19 protein-coding genes are annotated in these 17969 nt (G+C 65.5%); 7 read left to right on the forward strand and 12 right to left on the reverse strand.

Annotation, left to right across the window (positions count from 1 at the left end; translation table 11 throughout):
• Nucleotides 1–15: 15 nt before the first annotated feature.
• Complete coding sequence (locus GDA49_09015; GenBank protein MBC6440527.1) at nt 16–729, reverse strand: hypothetical protein; 714 nt, start codon at nt 727–729, stop codon at nt 16–18.
• Nucleotides 730–802: 73 nt separating this feature from the next.
• Nucleotides 803–1654 carry a zinc metalloprotease HtpX gene (gene htpX / locus GDA49_09020; protein ID MBC6440528.1) on the reverse strand — a complete coding sequence of 284 codons (852 nt, stop codon included), beginning with the start codon at nt 1652–1654 and terminating at the stop codon, nt 803–805.
• Between the two features lie 74 nt (nt 1655–1728).
• On the opposite strand from htpX, the gene GDA49_09025 reads away from it, so the two are divergent.
• The 3 genes from GDA49_09025 to GDA49_09035 all read left to right on the forward strand — a co-directional run bounded on the left by GDA49_09025 (nt 1729) and on the right by GDA49_09035 (nt 3752).
• A complete protein-coding gene (locus tag GDA49_09025) occupies nt 1729–2064 on the forward strand; it encodes a hypothetical protein (GenBank protein MBC6440529.1) in 336 nt (111 codons plus the stop codon).
• A 59-nt stretch (nt 2065–2123) separates the two neighbouring features.
• Nucleotides 2124–2897, forward strand: coding sequence for an SDR family oxidoreductase (locus GDA49_09030; protein MBC6440530.1), 774 nt, complete (start codon nt 2124–2126; stop codon nt 2895–2897).
• Nucleotides 2898–2963: 66 nt separating this feature from the next.
• Nucleotides 2964–3752, forward strand: coding sequence for an SDR family oxidoreductase (locus tag GDA49_09035; protein ID MBC6440531.1), 789 nt, complete (start codon nt 2964–2966; stop codon nt 3750–3752).
• 245 nt (nt 3753–3997) lie between these two features.
• Here GDA49_09035 and GDA49_09040 read toward each other — a convergent pair whose 3' ends face one another.
• Together GDA49_09040 and GDA49_09045 are read right to left on the reverse strand one after the other, a co-directional pair.
• Complete coding sequence (locus GDA49_09040) at nt 3998–4447, reverse strand: GFA family protein (protein MBC6440532.1); 450 nt, start codon at nt 4445–4447, stop codon at nt 3998–4000.
• 539 nt (nt 4448–4986) lie between these two features.
• Entirely contained in the window at nt 4987–5802 is an 816-nt protein-coding gene (locus GDA49_09045; protein ID MBC6440533.1) for a helix-turn-helix transcriptional regulator, read from the reverse strand.
• Nucleotides 5803–5899: 97 nt separating this feature from the next.
• Between GDA49_09045 and GDA49_09050 the strand changes: the two genes are divergently transcribed.
• From GDA49_09050 to GDA49_09060, 3 genes are all read left to right on the forward strand, one after another.
• Complete coding sequence (locus GDA49_09050; protein MBC6440534.1) at nt 5900–7144, forward strand: MFS transporter; 1245 nt, start codon at nt 5900–5902, stop codon at nt 7142–7144.
• Between the two features lie 269 nt (nt 7145–7413).
• A complete protein-coding gene (locus tag GDA49_09055) occupies nt 7414–7860 on the forward strand; it encodes a hypothetical protein (GenBank protein ID MBC6440535.1) in 447 nt (148 codons plus the stop codon).
• 79 nt (nt 7861–7939) lie between these two features.
• Complete coding sequence (locus GDA49_09060; protein MBC6440536.1) at nt 7940–8314, forward strand: hypothetical protein; 375 nt, start codon at nt 7940–7942, stop codon at nt 8312–8314.
• 33 nt (nt 8315–8347) lie between these two features.
• Here GDA49_09060 and GDA49_09065 read toward each other — a convergent pair whose 3' ends face one another.
• Nucleotides 8348–9190 (reverse strand): M20/M25/M40 family metallo-hydrolase, encoded by an 843-nt coding sequence (locus GDA49_09065; protein MBC6440537.1) that lies wholly within the window; start codon nt 9188–9190, stop codon nt 8348–8350.
• Between the two features lie 281 nt (nt 9191–9471).
• Nucleotides 9472–9927: a thioesterase family protein gene (locus tag GDA49_09070; GenBank protein MBC6440538.1), complete on the reverse strand. Its 456-nt coding sequence runs from the start codon at nt 9925–9927 to the stop codon at nt 9472–9474.
• Between the two features lie 137 nt (nt 9928–10064).
• Here GDA49_09070 and GDA49_09075 point away from each other — a divergent pair, with 137 nt between their 5' ends.
• Nucleotides 10065–10712 (forward strand): fatty acid desaturase, encoded by a 648-nt coding sequence (locus tag GDA49_09075; protein ID MBC6440539.1) that lies wholly within the window; start codon nt 10065–10067, stop codon nt 10710–10712.
• Nucleotides 10713–10795: 83 nt separating this feature from the next.
• Here GDA49_09075 and cobM read toward each other — a convergent pair whose 3' ends face one another.
• The 6 genes from cobM to GDA49_09105 all read right to left on the reverse strand — a co-directional run bounded on the left by cobM (nt 10796) and on the right by GDA49_09105 (nt 17937).
• Nucleotides 10796–11554, reverse strand: a complete 759-nt coding sequence (gene cobM, locus GDA49_09080; protein MBC6440540.1) for a precorrin-4 C(11)-methyltransferase — start codon at nt 11552–11554, stop codon at nt 10796–10798.
• A 1-nt stretch (nt 11555) separates the two neighbouring features.
• A complete protein-coding gene (gene cobJ / locus GDA49_09085) occupies nt 11556–13361 on the reverse strand; it encodes a precorrin-3B C(17)-methyltransferase (GenBank protein MBC6440541.1) in 1806 nt (601 codons plus the stop codon).
• Nucleotides 13358–14089, reverse strand: coding sequence for a precorrin-2 C(20)-methyltransferase (locus tag GDA49_09090; GenBank protein ID MBC6440542.1), 732 nt, complete (start codon nt 14087–14089; stop codon nt 13358–13360). The genes cobJ and GDA49_09090 overlap by 4 nt, the downstream gene beginning before the upstream one ends.
• A 38-nt stretch (nt 14090–14127) precedes the next feature.
• A complete protein-coding gene (cbiE, locus tag GDA49_09095) occupies nt 14128–15333 on the reverse strand; it encodes a precorrin-6y C5,15-methyltransferase (decarboxylating) subunit CbiE (protein ID MBC6440543.1) in 1206 nt (401 codons plus the stop codon).
• Nucleotides 15330–16127 carry a precorrin-8X methylmutase gene (locus tag GDA49_09100; protein MBC6440544.1) on the reverse strand — a complete coding sequence of 266 codons (798 nt, stop codon included), beginning with the start codon at nt 16125–16127 and terminating at the stop codon, nt 15330–15332. The genes cbiE and GDA49_09100 overlap by 4 nt, the downstream gene beginning before the upstream one ends.
• 847 nt (nt 16128–16974) lie before the next feature.
• On the reverse strand, nt 16975–17937 hold the full coding sequence (locus GDA49_09105) for a sirohydrochlorin chelatase (protein ID MBC6440545.1): 963 nt from the start codon (nt 17935–17937) through the stop codon (nt 16975–16977).
• Nucleotides 17938–17969: the final 32 nt, after the last annotated feature.

The raw sequence follows: 17969 nt of genomic DNA on the forward strand, positions 1-17969 counted from the left end.
GTTGCGAGCCAAGCGTCAGCCGTCGCGCAGGTTGAGGAAGCCCTGCAGGGCATGCGGCGCATAGGCGCGGGCCTTGGCCAGGAAGTCCCTGTAACTGGCATCGATACGCTGGCCGATGTCGTCCTCGGTGCCAAGTTCGGCGACGACCTCGGCGGTCTCGCTGCACAACCGGTCAACGACCGCATCGGGGAAGGCACGGACATCGACGCCAAGCTCGGCAAGCTGCGGATAGGCCTCGGCGTTGTGATAGGCGAAGTCGCTCAGCGCCTGCTCGGTCGCCGCGGCAGCCGCGGTCTCGACCATCGCCTTGAAATCGTCGTCGATCGCATCCCAGGCGGCGCACCCGATGGCAACCTCGATCATGGCCGAGGGTTCGTGCCAGCCCGGCATGTAGTAGATCGGCGCCCACTGGTAGAGGCCCATGGCGATGTCGTTCCAGGGTCCGACCCAGTCGGCCGCCTGCTGGCCGGAGGTGCCACTGAAGAACGGGACCAGGCCAAAGCCATCGTAGAGCTCCCGCCAGAGCGCCATGCCTCCGCCATGACTGAGCCAGGCGGCCGACTCGGTCGTGGTCAGGCCGAACGGAATGGCGCTGAAGAAGAAGTTGAACGCGGCATGCCGATCCACCCAGAAACAGGGCGAGCCGTGAAACAGCTCCACCCGACCGTTGAGGACTGCATCGAAAGCCTCGAACGGTCCGGCGATCAGGCGGCGGCGTGAGACGGACATGGCGTGGGCTCCAGCAGGTCAGCGATCGGCATAGTGCCCAAAGGTTGGGCGACCCGTCACGCAGACAATCGCATCAAGTCCAGGGGCCCGACTGCCCCGCCATCGCACACAGGCGTCGGATGCGTTCCGCGGTCTTCGGGTGGGTGCTGAAGAGCCCGTCGATCTTGTGAGCGTGGAGCGGGTTGATGATGAACATGTGCGCGGTGGCCGGGTTGGCTTCGGCGCGTTCGTTATCAATACCGCGGGCGCCGCGATCAATCTTCTCGAGTGCGGAGGCGAGCCACAGCGGGCGGCCGCAGATTTCCGCGCCGATGGCGTCGGCCTCGTACTCGCGAGAGCGGCTGATCGCCATCTGCACCATGGCGGCGGCCATGGGCGCCAGGATCGCCATGGCAAGCACGCCGATGATGCCGAGCGGCGAGTTCCGGCTGCCGCCGAAGAACATGGCGAAGCTCGCCAGCATCGAGAGTGCGCCCGCCATGGTGGCCGTGATCGTCATGATCAGCGTGTCGCGGTTCTTCACATGCGCCAGCTCATGCGCCATCACGCCTGCGACCTCCTCGGAGCTCAGCATGCGCAGGAGGCCCTTGGTCGCCGCGACCGCGGCGTTGTCGGGGTTGCGGCCGGTGGCAAAGGCATTCGGCTGCAGCGTGTCGATAATGTAGACCCGTGGCATCGGCATCCCGGCATTGCGCGCCAGCTGCTCGACAATGCCGTGCAGCTCCGGCGCGGTCTTGCGATCGACCTCGCGCGCGCCGTGCATCCGAAGCACCATCTTGTCGGAGTTCCAGTAGGCGAAGAAGTTCATGCCCGCAGCGGCGACGAGCGCAACGAGAATCCCGCCTTCGCCGCCCATCAGGAAGCCGCCGACCAGCAGGATCGCGGTCAAGGCGGCCATCAGCATGAAGGTCTTGGCGTGGTTCATTGGCAATTCCGACATATTCAATCCAGAATGTGGGGACGCAGGACCGGGACCTTCAAGATCGAGAGCCCGAGACGATGGCTGATTCGAACACGACCGACGATGAACGCCGCAAGGCGGAAGTGGCGCGCCTGCGCGCGGCCGAACGTTCCACCACACCGGAGGCTTACAACGTCAAGAGCAAGCCCCAGGTCACGGTCGACCCGATGTCTGGCGCCGGCGATTCCTACGGCACGCTGTTCGGCTCCTGTTTCGCCGGCTCGACCAGCTGGCGCCAGCACCTAGCGACGGCCATGCAGCTGGGCACCTATGGCTTGGCCCATATCGCGCTGATCCTGAACGTCGCCCAGTGCGAATGGTGGTATGAGCCCGGCATGTACGGCGGTCCGCCGGAGTACGGCAGCAGCCGCTGATCGACGCTTCTCTCCGATCAACCTTCGTGCTGTGATCCCCTGCAACGGGAGACAGCAGCATGAGCACGCAACTCTTCGATCTCACGGGCAAGGTGGCGGTGGTCACGGGCTCAGGGCGCGGCCTGGGCCGTGCCATGGCCACGGGTCTGGCGGCGGCCGGCGCGAAGGTGGTGACCGCAGGCCGCACGGCTTCCGACGCCGAGGCGACAGCGGCCGAGATCCGCGAGGCGGACCATGACGCCCATGCCATTCCGTTCGACGCATGCAGCCGCGCCGAGAACTGCCGGCTGTTCGACGAGACCATCGCGCACTTCGGCCGGCTCGACATCGCCGTGGTGAACCACGGCATCGGACGCGCGAAGCCAGCGGTCGAGGTGACCGACGACGAGTTCGCCGAGATGATCGACATCAACCTGAAGTCCGCCTTCGTCTGCGCCCAGGAGGCCGCCCGACGCATGGTCGCACAGGGCACGGGCGGCGCAATCGTCTTCACGTCGTCGACCGGCAGCCTGGTCGCCTTCGACCAGCTCTCGACCTATGGCGCGGCCAAGGGCGGCGTTGACCAGATGTGCCGCCACTTTGCCCAGGAGCTCGCGCCCCAGGGCATCCGCGTGAACGCCGTGAACCCGGGCTACATGGAACACCACATGCGCGGCGCCACGGGCCGCCACGAGACAGCGGAGATGGCCGAAGAGATCCGCCGGACAACACCCATGGCCCGGCGCGGCCGGCCCGAGGAGATGGCGGGTCCGGTGATCTTTCTTGCGTCTGATGCCGCGAGCTTCGTGACCGGTCACATCCTGCCGGTCGACGGCGGCTACGTGGCGATCTGAAGAGGGCGACTTATGCCTCTGGCTCGCTCCTGGCTGGTGCCGCAATCTCCAAAGGAAACCATGAACATGTCTAACAACCTCTTCGATCTCACAGGACGCACGGCCGTCGTTACCGGAGCTGGCAAGGGGCTGGGTGCCGAAATGGCGAAGGCGCTGGCGCGGGCGGGAGCAAACGTGGTGTTGGCCGCGCGTACAAAGGCCGATATCGACGGTGTCGCCGCGGCGATAGTCGAGGACGGCGGCACGGCCCATGCTGTCGCCTGCGATGCAACGAAGCGCAGCGACGTCGAGGACCTGATCGCTGCAGCCGTCTCACAATTCGGTGCGCTCGACATCATGGTGGTGAACCACGGTCTCGGCCCCGCCAGGGACCTGCTTGACGTCACCGACGAGGACCTCGACAGCGTGATCGGGGTCAACGTCAACAGCGCCTTTCTCTGCGCCCAGCTCGCCGGCAAGCAGATGATCGACCAGGGCCAGGATGAGCAAGGACGGGGCGGCGCGATTGTGATCACGTCATCCTCGGCCAGCCGGGTCGCCTGCTGGGGTTACTCCTACTATGGCGCCTCGAAGGGCGGGATCGACCAGCTCGTGCGCCAGCTCGCGCAGGAATGGGCACCGCACGGCATCCGCGTCAATGCGATCAATCCGGGCTACACCGACAACGAGATGGCCGGCACCGGCGACGTCCACGACACGCCGGAGGTCGCGGCCTTCATCAATCGCTTCATTCCCTTCGGCCGCCGCGGGCGGGCCGAGGAGATGGGCGGACCCGTGGTCTTTCTGGCCAGCGACGCCGCAAGCTACGTTACCGGCCACTGCCTTTTCGTCGACGGCGGTTACGCGGCGGTGTGACCCTCACCCTCTTGCAAGCGGGAGAGGGGATTCGCCGGTATCTCGTTCTGCGACCCCTCGCCCCTCGGGGGAGAGGGCAGCGGAGACTTGGCGGAAAACCCGCCTGGTCGGAGCCGGGTGAGGTGGCCTCTTCCTCATCGGGGTTCCGGAAGCTCTCGATCTTCGCCTGCTGCTCGGCCGAGAGCACGGTATCGGTGGTCAGATGCGGCAGGCTGTGGAGGCCGTCGAACCGGGTGCGTTTGCTTTCAGCGCCGAAGGCGCGCGCGGGCGACACGCGATCGGGCTCGTCGAGGGACCCACAAGGTGAAGCCGATCCAGCTGTCGCCGTCGAACCGAAACCAGAGCGGCGTGCCGCAATCACTGCAGAAGCCAGGCGTCATGATGCTGGAACTCTTGAACAGCTTGGGTTCGCCGTGAGTCCAGGCAAAACCGCAAGCCTTGACCGCGGCATAGGCAGCGATCGGCCCGCCCATCGCCTTCTGGCACATGCGGCAGTGACAGACATGCGGGTTCACGGGCTTGCGGTAGATTTCCTGACGCACGGCGCCGCACTGGAAGCCACCAGTCAAGACGGCGGGACCGACGCGCTTCACGACGATCTCGTCGACCTGTCCGGCAAGCCAGACGATGCCGTGGAACATCGGCAGGCACAGAAGCCCGCCCACCAGCAGTTGCCAGCCTTGTGCTGCTGCCACAAGTCCTCCGGTGCGTTCGCAAAGGCCTCGACAAAGCCGAACAGCCCGAAGACGAAGATCATCCCCCGGATCAGCGCGACCAGCACCAGCGGGATCCAGATCCAACGGCTGAGTTCCATCGTCAGGTCCCTCTTTCGTGCTGTATCGGGGCGCGTTCCCTTGTCGCATCCAGAACCGAGGCACGCTTCTGCGGCTCCAGTCATGCGGCGATGATCCGGTCGATCGCAAGTCAGCCGACCGCCAAGGCAAGCGCATGGGCGATCGCGAGAAAGCTCGGCGGCACAACCGGCGTATGGAAGAAAAGCGCGTCCGGAGGGACAAAGGCAAGATGCTGGGCGATCCCGCACACCGACCAGAGCGAAAGGAGCCGCCAGCAAAATGGCTTCGAGCTCCCGGGGTCGTCCATATCCAGGTCAGGACTGTGCCCAACGATGATGGTATCGGAACAGGGCCGGCACGGTTGCACAGCGCGATGATGCCGGCGACGAAGACGTAGAAGATACCGGACCAGCCATCCGAGCCAGCGGAGGGTCATAGCCTCACCCCTCCCGCGCCAGATAACGCCCCGGCGTTTCGCCGAGCGACCGGCGGAACATGGTGATGAAGGCGCTGGGGCTGTCGTAGCCCAGGTCGAGCGCAACGGTGGTGACGGGATCGCCCGCGGCAAGACGTTCGATAGCGGCCTGGAGGCGGCGGCGCTGGCGCCAGGCGCCGAAAGTCATGCCGGTCTCCTTCTGGAAGAGGCGCGCGAGCGTGCGTTCGCTGGCCCCGGCTTCCTGCGCCCAATCGCCAAGGTCGCGTCGGTCGCCGGGATTGTCGATCAGGGCCTGGGTGACCGACGCCAGCCTTGCATCATCGGGCAGCGGCAGATGGAGCGGCTCGGGTTTCAGGCGGCGAAACTCGTCGGGCACGACCGCGACCAGGCGGGCCTCGGGACCATCGGACGGATAAGCCCGGCCGAGCGCGACGACCTTCAGGATCAGCTCGCGAAGGAAGGGCGAGACCGAAAACACACTGCAGGTCTGCGGCAACCCCTCGGTCACGCTGGGGTCGAGATAGAGCGAACGCATGGCCACCTCGCGCAGTGCCAGCACGGCATGTTCGGTGCCCGCCGGGACCCAGACCGCCTGCTGTGGCGGCACGATCCAGGTACCGCTGCGCGTGCGCACGGTCATGACCCCCCGGATGGCAAACAGGAGCTGGCCACGCAGATGGTTGTGCCAGCCCGTATCGTAGGCCACCTCGTCGCGGGCGAAGCCGAGGACCGGCAGGGCGGGATCAAGCACCTCACCGGGGTCGAAGCCGTCGGGATACAGCAGGGTGGGCTGGCCGGGGCGTTGTCCTTTTTGCGTCATTGGTTGTCAGTCTAACGCAAGACGGGCAGAGGTGAACGGGCTATCCATTCATCACTGGCGTTTCCCGACGCTGCGACCAAACGAGAAGGTCTCCGACATGGCTCGCACATCATCGCTCTTCGCCGACTGGCATGGCGTCCTGAAGGACGGCTGGCGCAGCCCGCAGATTCTGCTGCTGGTCTTTGCCGCATCGATTCCACTGGCCTTCGAGCCCTGGATGGCGCTGATCAACAACTTCGCGGTCGACGAGGTGAACTTCACCGGTCTTGAGCGCGGCATCCTGGAATCCGTGCGCGAGATCCCCGGTTTCCTCGCCTTCACCGTCGTCTACATGCTGCTGATCTGGCGCCAGCAGACCTTCGCCATCCTGGCGCTCACCATCATGGGTCTGGGCGTGGCGCTCACCGGGCTCCTGCCCTCGGTCTGGGGCCTCTATTTCACGACGCTTCTGATGTCGACCGGCTTCCACTACCTCGCGACAATGGAGCAGTCGCTTGCCATGCAGTGGACCGACAAGCAGCAGTTGCCACTGGTGCTGGGCCGTATCGCCGCAGTCGGCTCGATCGGCTCGCTGATCGCCTATGCCCTGGTTTATGTTGCCTTCGAGTTTCTCGAGTCGCCCTATTGGGTGGTCTACCTGATCGCCGGAACAGCGACGATGGGCCTCGGCGTCTTCTGCTGGCTCTTCTTCCCGAAGTTCAACGAGGACAGCTACCAGACCGCCAGGATCATCGTGCGCAAGCGCTACTGGCTCTACTACGCGCTCGAGTTCATGTCGGGCGGCCGGCGCCAGATCTTCGTCGGCTTCGCCGCCTTCCTGATGGTCGCCGAGTTCGGCTACCGGCCCGAGGCCGTGGTCGCGCTGTTCGCCGCAAACCACATCATCGCCGTGTGGCTCGCCCCACGCGTCGGCCGGCTCATCATGCGCTGGGGCGAACGGCCCGCGCTGATCCTGGAGTACATCGGCCTGATCGGCGTCTTTGTCGCCTACGCCTTCGTCGAGGTCGCCTGGATGGCCGCCGCGCTCTACATCATCGACCACCTGTTCTTCGCACTCGCCATCGCGATCAAGAGCTACTTCCGCAAGATCGCCGACCCGTCGGACATTGCCTCGACCGCCGGCGTCTCGTTCACGATCAACCACATCGCCGCGGTCACCATGCCCTGGATGCTGGGTCTGATCTGGGTCGCCGACGAGGATGGCCGCATGGCCGTCTTCCTCGTCGGTGCCGCCATGGCCTGCATGTCGCTGGCGCTCGCCCTGATGGTTCCGCACCGCCCCGAGCCCGGCCAGGAGACCACGGTCTGGCAAAGCGGCGTGGCGCGACAGGCGGCGGAGTAGGCAGGCGGTTGTCGGCCATGGTGCAGAGTTCCCCGCAACAGGCGGCGGCACCATGGGCGCTTCTCTCCGGGACAAGACCGCACTCGTGACCGGTGCGGCAAGCGGCATCGGTCGGGTGATGCCGGTGATGCCGGCGCCTTCACAACCGGCCAGGCCCTGGGACGTCAATGGCGGCTCGGCGATGCCCTGATACGGCCCGGGCCAGCGTGAGCTTGATCACCCGCACTTTCTGTGGCACACTTCAGTTTCGTCTGCGAGGAGTGCAAGCCATGGCTCATCGGTCTTTCATCCGGCCCGCGGTTTTTCTACTCATCGGTCTGCTTATTGGCGTCTCGCCGGCGGTCGCGCAGAATGGTGCTGCAGTATCATCAGTGGCGGAGCTTGAGGAGCAGCTAGAGAATCTGCGCAAACAGATCAATGATGCCAAGAATACTCCTGTTCTCGTCAAGATCCGCGATGACGCCAGCGGTTTCCAGTCGAAACTTAAGAGGGCGGCTGACGATGCAGAAGATCGATTTTTATATCTTCAAAGTGATCGGGAAAAAATCAGTTTTTTGGAAGACGAAATCGACTGGTATATGGATGAAATCGAAGATATTGAAGACGAAATCAGTTTTTTGGAAGACGAAATCGACTGGTATATGGATGAAATCAAAGATATTGAAGACAAAATTATGCAGAATGAAGCACAGATTGCAGATATTGGGGGGGCGTGATGTCACGGAGACAGCGCTTAACGCTCTTCGGTCTGAACGGGCCAAGATTGCAGAACTTGGCGATGCATTCAAGCTTATCTTGAAGCAGATCGAAATTCGGAATGGCGAAATTATCGCCAAAGAGAACTTCCGCTTATGGGTTGCTGGTGGCTTCGGTTTGCTGGTGGCCCTTCTGATCTTTGGCCTTTTGTTGGTCGCCTTATTCAAGAAGGACATGGCGAATGCCATCTTCGGAACCGGTTCGGGACTGCAGTTTGTTGCCCTGTTTCTCATCCTGATTATCGTCGGCATGTTCGGCGTGTCGGAGATACTCGGGGACAAGGAACTCGCGGCTATTCTGGCCGCGATCGCCGGCTATATCCTCGGCCGCTCGCAGACCGGAACCGACACGACTCAGAATGGCGACAGCGGCACGCCACAACCGGCCCCCGGCAATCCGGCCTCCGGCAGTTAGAACATCGTGGACGCGATCTGATCCAGGCCCGCGCTATCCCTTCGCCGTCTCGTAGAGGGCGTTGGCCAAGACGCGGCAACCGGCCGCGAGACCGGCGGGCGTGGCGCGTTCGTCCTCGTTGTGGCCGATGCCGCCGGTGCTGGGCACGACGATCATGCCCGTGGGGCAGCACGGCACCATGGACCTGGCGTCACGATCGGCACCCGACGGCATGGCCATCGCGGGAATGCCGGGTTCGCCCGCGATCCGCTCGACCGAGGCGATAACGCCGGGGTCAAAATCGGCGGGATCGCCCGCATGACGGCGCGAGACCGAAACCTCGCAGGGGCTTGCGTGGGCCGGGCGGAAAACTCGCGTTCCGGATGGCGGAAGCCGATCGTGAAAACCACCTTGCCGGGGATCGTGTCGGGCGACCCCGGATAGGCTTGGAAGCGACCCCACGGTGAAGCGCACCGTGTCCGTGGGATCGGCGAGATCCCGATGTAGCGCGTCGATGATGGCGTGTGCCGAGCGGAAGGCATCGCGCCGCTGGCCAAGCGGCACCGTGCCGGCGTGACCGTCGATGCCAGTCACCCTGACCTCGAAGCTCGAACCGCCCTGGATGCCGGTGACCGCACCCACCATGAGACCCTCGCTTTCGAGCCGGGGGCCCTGTTCGATATGAGCCTCGATGTATCCCGCCATCGCGATCCCGCCGCACCGATGTTCGGCATCCGGTGTCACGGCAACAAGCGTGCGTTCGAGTTCGTCCTTCAGCACCGCACCGTCCGGAGCGGTAGCGTCCCACAGCTCCTCGATTGTGTGTCTGGTGGAGAACACAAGGCTTCCGGTACAGCCGGGTGCATAGCGGCAGCCTTCCTCGTTGGCCCAGACCACCGCCTCGACCGGGCGGCGGTGCCCGAGCCCACCGGCGGGCTGCGTGTCGAGATGTGAGCCCGACCGACAGCACGGCCTCGGCGTCGGGGCCGTCTTTGCGCACGAAGAGATTGCCGGCCTCGTCGGCGATCAGGCGAAAGCCGCGTTCGGCAGCCCAACCGGCCAGCGTGGCGCGCGCCTTGCCGTTATCCTCGGTGAGTGCCTGGCGGTTGACCCCGCCATTGCCAGTCCTGCCGAACTCGGCGATCCTGATTCGCAAAGTCGCTGGTCCGTGCCACGGCTCAGCTCTTCTTCCGGAACGCCACGCTGCGACCGGCCCAGTCGGGAAGCGGAATGGGCGTGACCGTGGCGAGCTTCGCCAGCACCTCGTCCGACATCGGGCCCACGCCCTGTTCCTGATGGTAGTGCAGGGTCATGGCCTCGAAGGTGGCGCAGATGCGGTCATCGACCCTCATGACATGGCCGAAGATGGCGCGCCTGGCGTCGTGGCCCAGACACATGCTCTCGAAACGCAGGGTCTCACCCTTCTGCACCTCATCGAGATACCGCACATGGGACTCCACCGTCATCATGGCGAACCCGGTTTCGTCGAAGTAGGCGGTGCCGACCCCGAGATGGGCCTGAAACTCCCAGGATGCATCGCTGGCAGCGACCACGTAGTAACCCTCGTTCATGTGGCCGTAATGATCGGTCCAGGCTTCGGGCACCTCGACCGAGTAGAGTTCCAAGCCGCTCATCGTGCATCTCCCTGATGTTGCCCGAAACCTACCAGCGCGGTCCCCGGCAACAAGCACATCAGGGGCATTTCCCGACCGACGGAACGAGCCTGGTCTTCGGATCATGTCCGATTCCGTTCTCACTCCCGACCGAGGCCATGGCCAAGGCCGCGCCCATCACCCGGCGCGCGCTGAAAGCCCTGATGAAGCGCTCGAATGTACCAGCGCTGATGCGCCTGCCGCTCTGGCTCGGCCTGCTCGGCTGCACGGGCACACTGATCCGGCTGGCGATGGGCATCTGGTGGATGGTAACGGCGATGTTCGTGCACGGCATGGTCATGGTTCGTCACTTCTCGCTGCAGCATGAGTGTATCCACTTCACCTGCTTCCGCACCCGCAGGGTCAACGAATGGGTGGCGCACTGGTGCGGCCTGGTGATCTGCGATCCGGCGATCTACTTCCGCTGCGAACACTGCGACCACCATACCCAGGTCGTGGGCCGCGATCCCGAGCTGATCCCCCTAGCCGACAGCGTCTGGGGCCACCTCGAACCGGACGACATCACGCCGGTCAAACATGCGGGCCGCCGGCTTGCCGTCTACAACGCCACCGACGCCCGCCGCAGTCATGGCGGCGCCGATCTCTGCGACGGCTATCTCGACGGCCCCCTGATCGAAGGCCCCCTGCACCAAGGCTTCTTCGACATCCACACCGGAGAAGCCAGGGGCCGACCCGCGACAAGACCCATCAAGGTGCTCACGTGCCGCGTTCACGACGGCATGGTGCGGATCAGGTCTGAAGGATGAAGGGCCTGCCTTTTGCGAAAACCATTCCTTGCCTCACACCGGAAAACGAACAACGGATGGCGCATTGTTTCGGCTCGAACGATTCACGCCCGTGGACGCAACACGTGGTGGTGGGCTTCGTCGTAGAGGCGGCTGTCGCGGAAGTCGGCGTTGTCGAGCACGGGGCCGACCAGAATGAGCGCGGTGCGGGTGAAGCCGGCCTCCTTCACCTTTGGCCGGATGTCGGCGAGCGTGCCGGTCAGGAAGGCTTCATCCGGCCAACTCACCCGGTAGGCGACCACGACCGGGCAGTCCTCGCCGTAGAACGGCATGAGTTCGCGCACGACGCGCGCGAGGTTGTTGACCGAAAGATGGATCGCCAGCGTCGCACCCGATGCCGCCAGGGTCGCGAGATCCTCACCCTCGGGCATCGCGGTCGCACGCACGGCGGTGCGCGTGAGGATCACGGTCTGGCTGATGTCGGGCAGTGTGAGCTCGGTCTTGAGCGCCGCGGCCACCGCCGCGAAGGCCGGCACGCCCGGCGTCACGTCATAAGGGATGCCGATGTCGTCGAGCCGCCGCATCTGTTCGGCGATGGCGCCGTAGAGGGACGGATCGCCGGAGTGCACGCGCGCGACGGCGAGGCCGCGGCCGTGCGCGTCTTCGATCATGCCGATGATCTCGTCGAGATGGAGCGGTGCAGTGTCGGTCACCTCGGCCTCGGGATCGGCCTGGGCGATCACGCCCCCGGGCACCAGCGAGCCGGCATAGAGCACCACCGGGCATGCCTTGATCAGGTTCAGCCCGCGCACCGTGATCAGGTCCGGCGCGCCGGGCCCGGCACCAATGAAATGAACGGTCATCTCAATTCTCTCGTTTTTTCGCGTAGCCGCGGGGGGTGTAGATCGCATCGGCACCGCGGTGGCGGATGCGACGGGTGGCGGATGCGCCGACGAGCACGACGCTCATCATGTCGACATCGTCGACCGCGAGCGTGTCGAGGGTAACGTGGCGCAACGATTCACCCTCGCGGCCAAGCAGGCGGCCGATCACGACCGGTGTGTCTCCCGGCCGGTGGTCGAGCAGGACCGTGCGCGCTTCGGCCAGGAGGTCGCGGCGGCAGTGGGAGACGGGATTGTAGAAGGCGATGGCGAAATCGCCGAGCGCGGCGGCACGCACACGCTGCAAAACGACGGCGCGCGGGGTCAGGAGATCTGACAGCGAGATCGCACAGAAGTCATGGCCGATCGGCGCACCGACACGCGCTGCGGCAATCTGCAACGCCGAAACGCCGGGCACCACGTCGATCCCAACACCACGCCAGGACGCCACGTTCTCGAGATCGAGCAACTCGTAGACCAAGCTCGCCATGGCGTAGACACCCGGGTCGCCGGAACAGAGCAGCGCGACGGTGTGGCCGGCACCAGCCAAATCCAGCGCCGCGCGGCACCGTTCGGTCTCTTCGCCCAAGGGGAAGTCATGCCGCGTCTTGCCGCGCATCAGGGGGCCTGCAAGGTCGAGGTAGTAGCCGTAGCCGACGACATCGGTGGCCTGGGCAATCGCGCGGCTCGCGGCCGGCGTGCGCATCTCGGCGGCACCCGGGCCCAGGCCGACGAGCGTCAGGCGGCCAGGCACATGACCGACGGCCCGGGCATCGATGTCGGACGGCGCGCGCGCGACGGCACAGGTCGCCCGGCTTGACTTTGCCTTGGGAACGATCAACGTCGCCTCAGCCCCGGCCGCGGCCAGGGCCGCACCCTCTGAGACACCGTGGCAACCGACCTCGGCGAAGACCACATCCGATGGCGTCTTCAGCCGTGGCGTTTCCTGCTCCAGCCGCGCGCCATCGAAGACGACGAAGGGCACGCCGAGATCGTCGGCCAAAGCCAGCATCGCAACCTCGTCGGCCTTGAGATCGAGGCTCGCGACACACGCGATGGCGCCCTCGGACAGGCCCGCTTGCTCCAGGGTCTCCCGGACGAGCTGTCGCAGCTCCTCGGGATCACAGCCACGCTCACAACCGACGCCCAGTGCAAGGACCGGCGGGTGCAGGACGACATCGCCGGTCGCGTCCGTGCGGTCCGTCACGACCACGGCGCGTGCTCCCGCGTCATCGAGCGGCAGGCCGCTCCCGGTCAGCCAGGCGGCATCGCCGGCGTCACATTGCAGGCGCACGGCTTCGCCCGCCAGTATCGCGGCCATCACGTCCTTGGCCGCCTCGGCACCGACCAGACGCCAGCCCGGTGGCGGATCGTCGAGTGCCACGCCGAAGCGCACATCGCTGGCCGTGGTCAGAGCCGCATGACCACCCAGGATCCCGGCGCAACGCGCAGCCAACGCATTCGCACCATGATGACCGCCGAGCAGAGGCACGACCGACGAACCATCCTCGGCGACGGCGACCACGGCTGCTTCGTTCCACTTGTCATCAAGCAGAGGTGCGACGGCACGGATCAGAATGCCCGCCGCACAGACGCCGACCACGGGCACGCCCGCCGCGAACAGTGCCGCGACGTGCTCCATCGTATCATCGAAAGGGACATCGGCGTCGGCCACCCGCCGCGCCAGACCGTGCACGGACGCATCGGGCAGCACTTCGGCAAGACGCCGGGCGGATGCGAGGCCCGACGGTCCCAGACAGATGATGGCGCCGCCAGTGGGCAGGGTCATCGCCAGGCCTCGCCGCGGCGGTGGATCAGCACCATGGAGAAATAGGGCGCCTTGGCCGCGTCGATCTCGGCAAACGGCAGGACCACCTGATTGGCCATGGTTGCGTGTTCGACGTAATGGGCATCGCCGGTCAGACCGAGGTCGGTCAGGACGCGTCGGATCTTCTCAAGGTGGCGGCCGACCTTGATGATCGCCGCGGCCTCGACGTTCTCCAGGCGTCGCCGCATGGTCTCCTCGTCCAGGATGCCAGGACAGATCAACAGCGTGTCGTCACGTGCGGCGAGCGGTGCGCCGGCTGCCGCCGGGCAGGCCACCAGCGACGAGACACCGGGCACGACCTCAATCCGATACCGTTCGGCCAAGCGCCCGAAGAGATACATGAAGCTGCCGTAGAAAAACGGATCGCCCTCGCAGATCGCGGCGACGTCGCGGCCGGCATCGAGATGTTCGGCGATGCCTTCGGCGGCACGGTCATAAACCGCCTCGACGGGGAAGCGATTGAGGTCGAGCGGCATGCGAATCGCGATCTCGGTCTGATCTCCGGACAGGAATCCCCCCACGATGCCGCGTGCCAGGCTCTCGCCATGCTCGGGCGCGGGATAGGCCACGACCGGCACCGACATGAGCAGCCGATGCGCCTTCAGCGTGATGAGTTCCGGATCGCCCGGCCCCACCCCGAGTCCGAAGAGTGTACCCGCGGCCTGCCCACCGGAGGCCCTGCAAGCCATTGGGTCAACCTGTCCGTTGCTTTCTGGCGAAGGTGCGGTCATGGCTTGGTCACCCGCCACTGGGTCACGGGCATCAGCGGCCGCCAGCCCACCAGTCGCCCGACCGGTCCGGCACACGCCACCGACACACGCACGAGCTCACCGCCATGACGGGCGTAGAGACCCGTCAGCGTCCGCTCGCCGTTCAACGTCACGCTGTTGGCGACAAGGCGACCGCCGGGCTTCAGCGCATCCCAACAGGCCTGGATCAGGCCGGGCATACCGACGCCGCCGCCGACGAACACGGCGTCCGGCGCGGCAAGGCCCTCGAATGCATCGGGCGCTTCGCCGGCAACGATCCGGAGGCCGGGCGTTCCAAGCGCCGAGGCGTTCTCCGCGATCATCGCGCGACGCTCTTCATTGCGTTCGATGGCAATGGCGGTCGTGCGATCGGCCGCACGCATCCATTCGATCGCCACGGAGCCACATCCGGCGCCGACATCCCAGAGACAGCGGCCGGGCAACGACTGCAGGGCGGAGACGGCCATGGCGCGGATATCCTGCTTGGTCAGCTGGCCATCGTGGCGGAAGGCGTCATCGGGCAGGCCCGGTGTGCGCGGCAGCACCACCGCGTCGGGATCGGCGGCAAGATCGATCGCCAGCGTGTTGAGATCATCGACGTCGTCGGTCACGCCTTTGGCGGCGGTTGTCGAGACAATGCGCTCCTTCGGCCCGCCCATGTGACAGAGCACATGGATCTCGCTGGGTCCGAAGCCCGCGTCGTTCAACCGCTGGGCCACGACAGCCGGCGTCATGCGATCCTCCGACAGGATCAGCAGTCTCTGGCCCGGGACCAGATAGGCATTGATCAACTCCAACGGCCTGCCGTGAAGCGTGAGCTGCACGGTCTCCGCCAGCGGCCAGCCGAGACGGGCACAGGCCAGGGTGAAGGCCGAGATACCCGGCAGAATGACCACGGCCTTGCGTCCGAAGCGCCGCATGAGGGTTACGCCGATGCCATAGGCCATGGGGTCGCCGGTCGCCAGCACACAGACCTTCCTGCCTTCGAAACCTTCGAGCCGCTCGACCGTTTTTTTCAGCGGACTCTCCCAGGCGTGTGTCTCGGCCTTGGTCTCGCCCAAGAGTTCGAAATGACGGTCGCCGCCGACGATGATCTCGGCATCGTCGACCAGCAAACGCGCCGCTGGCGCGAGACCATCGAGTCCGTCCTCACCGAGACCCACGATCGACAACCAGGGGTTCATGCGATCCCTCCCATGAGCGCGTTCACGCCGGCGGCGGCAAGCGCACTACCGCCCCGCCGACCATGAACGGTGATGTAGTCGAGGCCGCTTTCGGCGAGCGCCTGTTTCGATTCGGCCGCACCGACAAAGCCGACCGGCATGCCGATGACCAGAGCAGGGCGCGGACCGCCCTCGCCCGCCAGTTCGAGGATACGAAAAAGTGCCGTGGGTGCGTTGCCCACAACGACCACCGCCCCGTCGATCTCGCTCGCCATCAGGTCCATGGCCGCCCACGAGCGCGTCGTGTGGAGTTTGTCGGCGCGGCGCGCCGTTGCCTTGCCGGCGACCTTGCAGAGGATGCGGTTGCCGGCGGGAAGCCGTCTGGCAATCACGCCCTTGGCGACCATCTCGACGTCGCACAGGATCGGTGCACCGGACTCCAGGGCCCTGCGGCCGCGCGCGAGCGCACCGTCGCTGGCATCAAGATCGGAAACGATGTCGGTCATGCCGCAGGTATGGATGAGGCGCACCGCGAGCGGGTGGAGCGAACGCGGCAGACCGGAAAGATCGGCCTCGCCTTCAATGATGCGGCGCGACTCCACATAGATCGCCGCACCGTCATTGAGATAGGCGTAGCCCACTCCGGAGAAGGCTGCATCGACATCGACCGCAATGGCCCCGGAACGGATACGTTCCTCACCGACCCCGAGGATCCAAGCCTCCTCCTCTTCGACCGCAGCGCGCTCGGCCGAGCCCAGCGCTGCTGAGCCGGCGAACAACGGTGCCAGACCGTCATTGTCGTCGAGATCGGCCATGTAGGCGGCGATCGCCTGGACCTGCAGCGCATCCTTCACCTGACCGGCAACCGACTGCGGCGCCACCAGCGACGGGTAGATCTCCGCCAGAACGACGGGATGGCGACGGGTGTCGGCAGTCTTGAGCGGACTGAGTCCGGTTTCGAAGGGCCAGACCCGGGCATGGTCCTTCAGCCGAATGTCCGAACGCAGGGCATGAACCACCGGCAGACCCGTCAATACCTGGCCGCCGACCGATCCGACGCCCGAGAGCTTCCAGACCGGCTGCGGGCCCGTGATGCGGTGTTCGCACAGCCGCTTCTCATCAAGGCCGAAGTCGTAGGTCGGCTTGGTCGGTTCGAGATCACGGTAGTCGCGGCCGGGCGGATGGCCCCAGAACGGTCCGGCACCGTGGCCGATGATGCGGTTGAGCCGGTCGGCAGCATCGAAGCGGTTGTTGCGGTTGTCGGGGCTGTCGTGGACGTGGCGCGTCAGCGTCAGCCACATGGCGTGCCACGGCACACCTTCGAGGCCCAGGGCTTCGGCCGTACCGCGCACATACCCGAACGGAAAGTCGAAGCCGACCAGCACACGCCGCCCGCGGTCCAGCAGCCCGACAAGCAGATCGCCCAGGCGGTCGCGCGCCTGCCAGCGGGTTTCCGGATTCTCCAGCGCATGCAGCCGCAGTCCCGCCCCGGTCCGCTCGGCGAGTGCGAACCAGATCGAGTCCTTTCCCGTCTTCGGACGTGCTTCCGCGCTCCAGTCGACCATCAGATAGGCATCGAACAGCGGCATGGATCGTCAGACCAGCAAACAACCTGTCATGCCCTGGCTAGACCGGGCGATGACAAAAGGGGGGTGACCGCCATCACGCCTTCAGCGTCTTTGGCCCCAGCGGATGATCGGCATGGGGATAGGGGTGGTGATGGCCGTGACCATGGTCGTGCGCCTTGCCGGTGCCGATGCCCTCGACGTGATGGTGATGGCTCTCCTGCTGCAGGCCGACCTCGTCCTCGAAACCGAGGACCTGCTCGCGATACTTGCAGGTCTGGCAGTTCATGTTGCCCGTGCCTTCGAGAATCTCGTGCACTCGCGCGACGAAGGTGTCGACGACCTGCGGGTGGTCGTTGAGATGACCCGCCTTCACGAACTGGATGTCGGGGTACTGGGCGGCGACCGTATCGGTCGCGTCGTAGATGCGCTGCACGAGGATTCCTGTGAAGAGAAAGTAGGGGAACACCAGGATGCGCTTGAAGCCAAGCTTCACGACATGCTCGAGCGCTGGCTGGACGAGGGGGAACGTGACCCCCGAATATGCCGTTTCGCCCCAACCGAACCCGAGGCCTTCCCACAGCATGCGCGAGACCTTCGAGACATTGGAGTTGGCGTCGGGGTCCGAGGCACCGCGGCCGACTGTCATGAGCAACGTGTCGTGCGACGCGACGACGCCGTGCTCCGCATCGGCCGCCGCCATGGCTTCCATGACCCGATCGCCGGCGGCGCGAACCATACGCGTGTCGATCCCGAGATCACGGCCAAAACGGATCGTCACGTCGTTCTGCGCCGCATAGGCGTTGAGCACGCTGGGCACATCGTTCTTCACGTGACCCGCGGCAAACAGCATGCCGGGCACAGCGAGGATCTCCTCGGCCCCGCCCTCACGCAGCTTGTCGAGACCGGTGCGGATGATCGGTGTGGCGAACTCCAGGAAGCCGTGTTCAAGCGGCCAGTCGAACCGCTCCTTCAGCTTCTCGGCGATCGCCCCGAACTCGGTGACCGCGCCTTCGTCCCGGCTGCCGTGGCCGCACAGCATGACCGCTCTCTTGCTCATGTCCTCAAACCTTCTTGTTGTGGTGTTGTCCA

This window comes from Rhodospirillales bacterium, assembly GCA_014323865.1.
Taxonomy (GTDB): domain Bacteria; phylum Pseudomonadota; class Alphaproteobacteria; order SP197; family SP197; genus SP197.

Coding starts and splice junctions, on each gene's coding strand:
- GDA49_09030 (MBC6440530.1), top strand. CDS start 2,124: ATGAGCACGCAACTCTTCGATCTCACGGGCAAGGTGGCGGTGGTCACG.
- GDA49_09090 (MBC6440542.1), bottom strand. CDS start 14,089: ATGGCTTGCAGGGCCTCCGGTGGGCAGGCCGCGGGTACACTCTTCGGA.
- cobJ (MBC6440541.1), bottom strand. CDS start 13,361: ATGACCCTGCCCACTGGCGGCGCCATCATCTGTCTGGGACCGTCGGGC.
- GDA49_09070 (MBC6440538.1), bottom strand. CDS start 9,927: ATGAGCGGCTTGGAACTCTACTCGGTCGAGGTGCCCGAAGCCTGGACC.
- GDA49_09075 (MBC6440539.1), top strand. CDS start 10,065: ATGGCCAAGGCCGCGCCCATCACCCGGCGCGCGCTGAAAGCCCTGATG.
- GDA49_09035 (MBC6440531.1), top strand. CDS start 2,964: ATGTCTAACAACCTCTTCGATCTCACAGGACGCACGGCCGTCGTTACC.
- GDA49_09100 (MBC6440544.1), bottom strand. CDS start 16,127: ATGGCCGATCTCGACGACAATGACGGTCTGGCACCGTTGTTCGCCGGC.
- GDA49_09055 (MBC6440535.1), top strand. CDS start 7,414: ATGGCTCATCGGTCTTTCATCCGGCCCGCGGTTTTTCTACTCATCGGT.
- GDA49_09105 (MBC6440545.1), bottom strand. CDS start 17,937: ATGAGCAAGAGAGCGGTCATGCTGTGCGGCCACGGCAGCCGGGACGAA.
- GDA49_09025 (MBC6440529.1), top strand. CDS start 1,729: ATGGCTGATTCGAACACGACCGACGATGAACGCCGCAAGGCGGAAGTG.
- GDA49_09050 (MBC6440534.1), top strand. CDS start 5,900: ATGGCTCGCACATCATCGCTCTTCGCCGACTGGCATGGCGTCCTGAAG.
- GDA49_09045 (MBC6440533.1), bottom strand. CDS start 5,802: ATGACGCAAAAAGGACAACGCCCCGGCCAGCCCACCCTGCTGTATCCC.
- cbiE (MBC6440543.1), bottom strand. CDS start 15,333: ATGAACCCCTGGTTGTCGATCGTGGGTCTCGGTGAGGACGGACTCGAT.
- cobM (MBC6440540.1), bottom strand. CDS start 11,554: ATGACCGTTCATTTCATTGGTGCCGGGCCCGGCGCGCCGGACCTGATC.
- htpX (MBC6440528.1), bottom strand. CDS start 1,654: ATGAACCACGCCAAGACCTTCATGCTGATGGCCGCCTTGACCGCGATC.
- GDA49_09015 (MBC6440527.1), bottom strand. CDS start 729: ATGTCCGTCTCACGCCGCCGCCTGATCGCCGGACCGTTCGAGGCTTTC.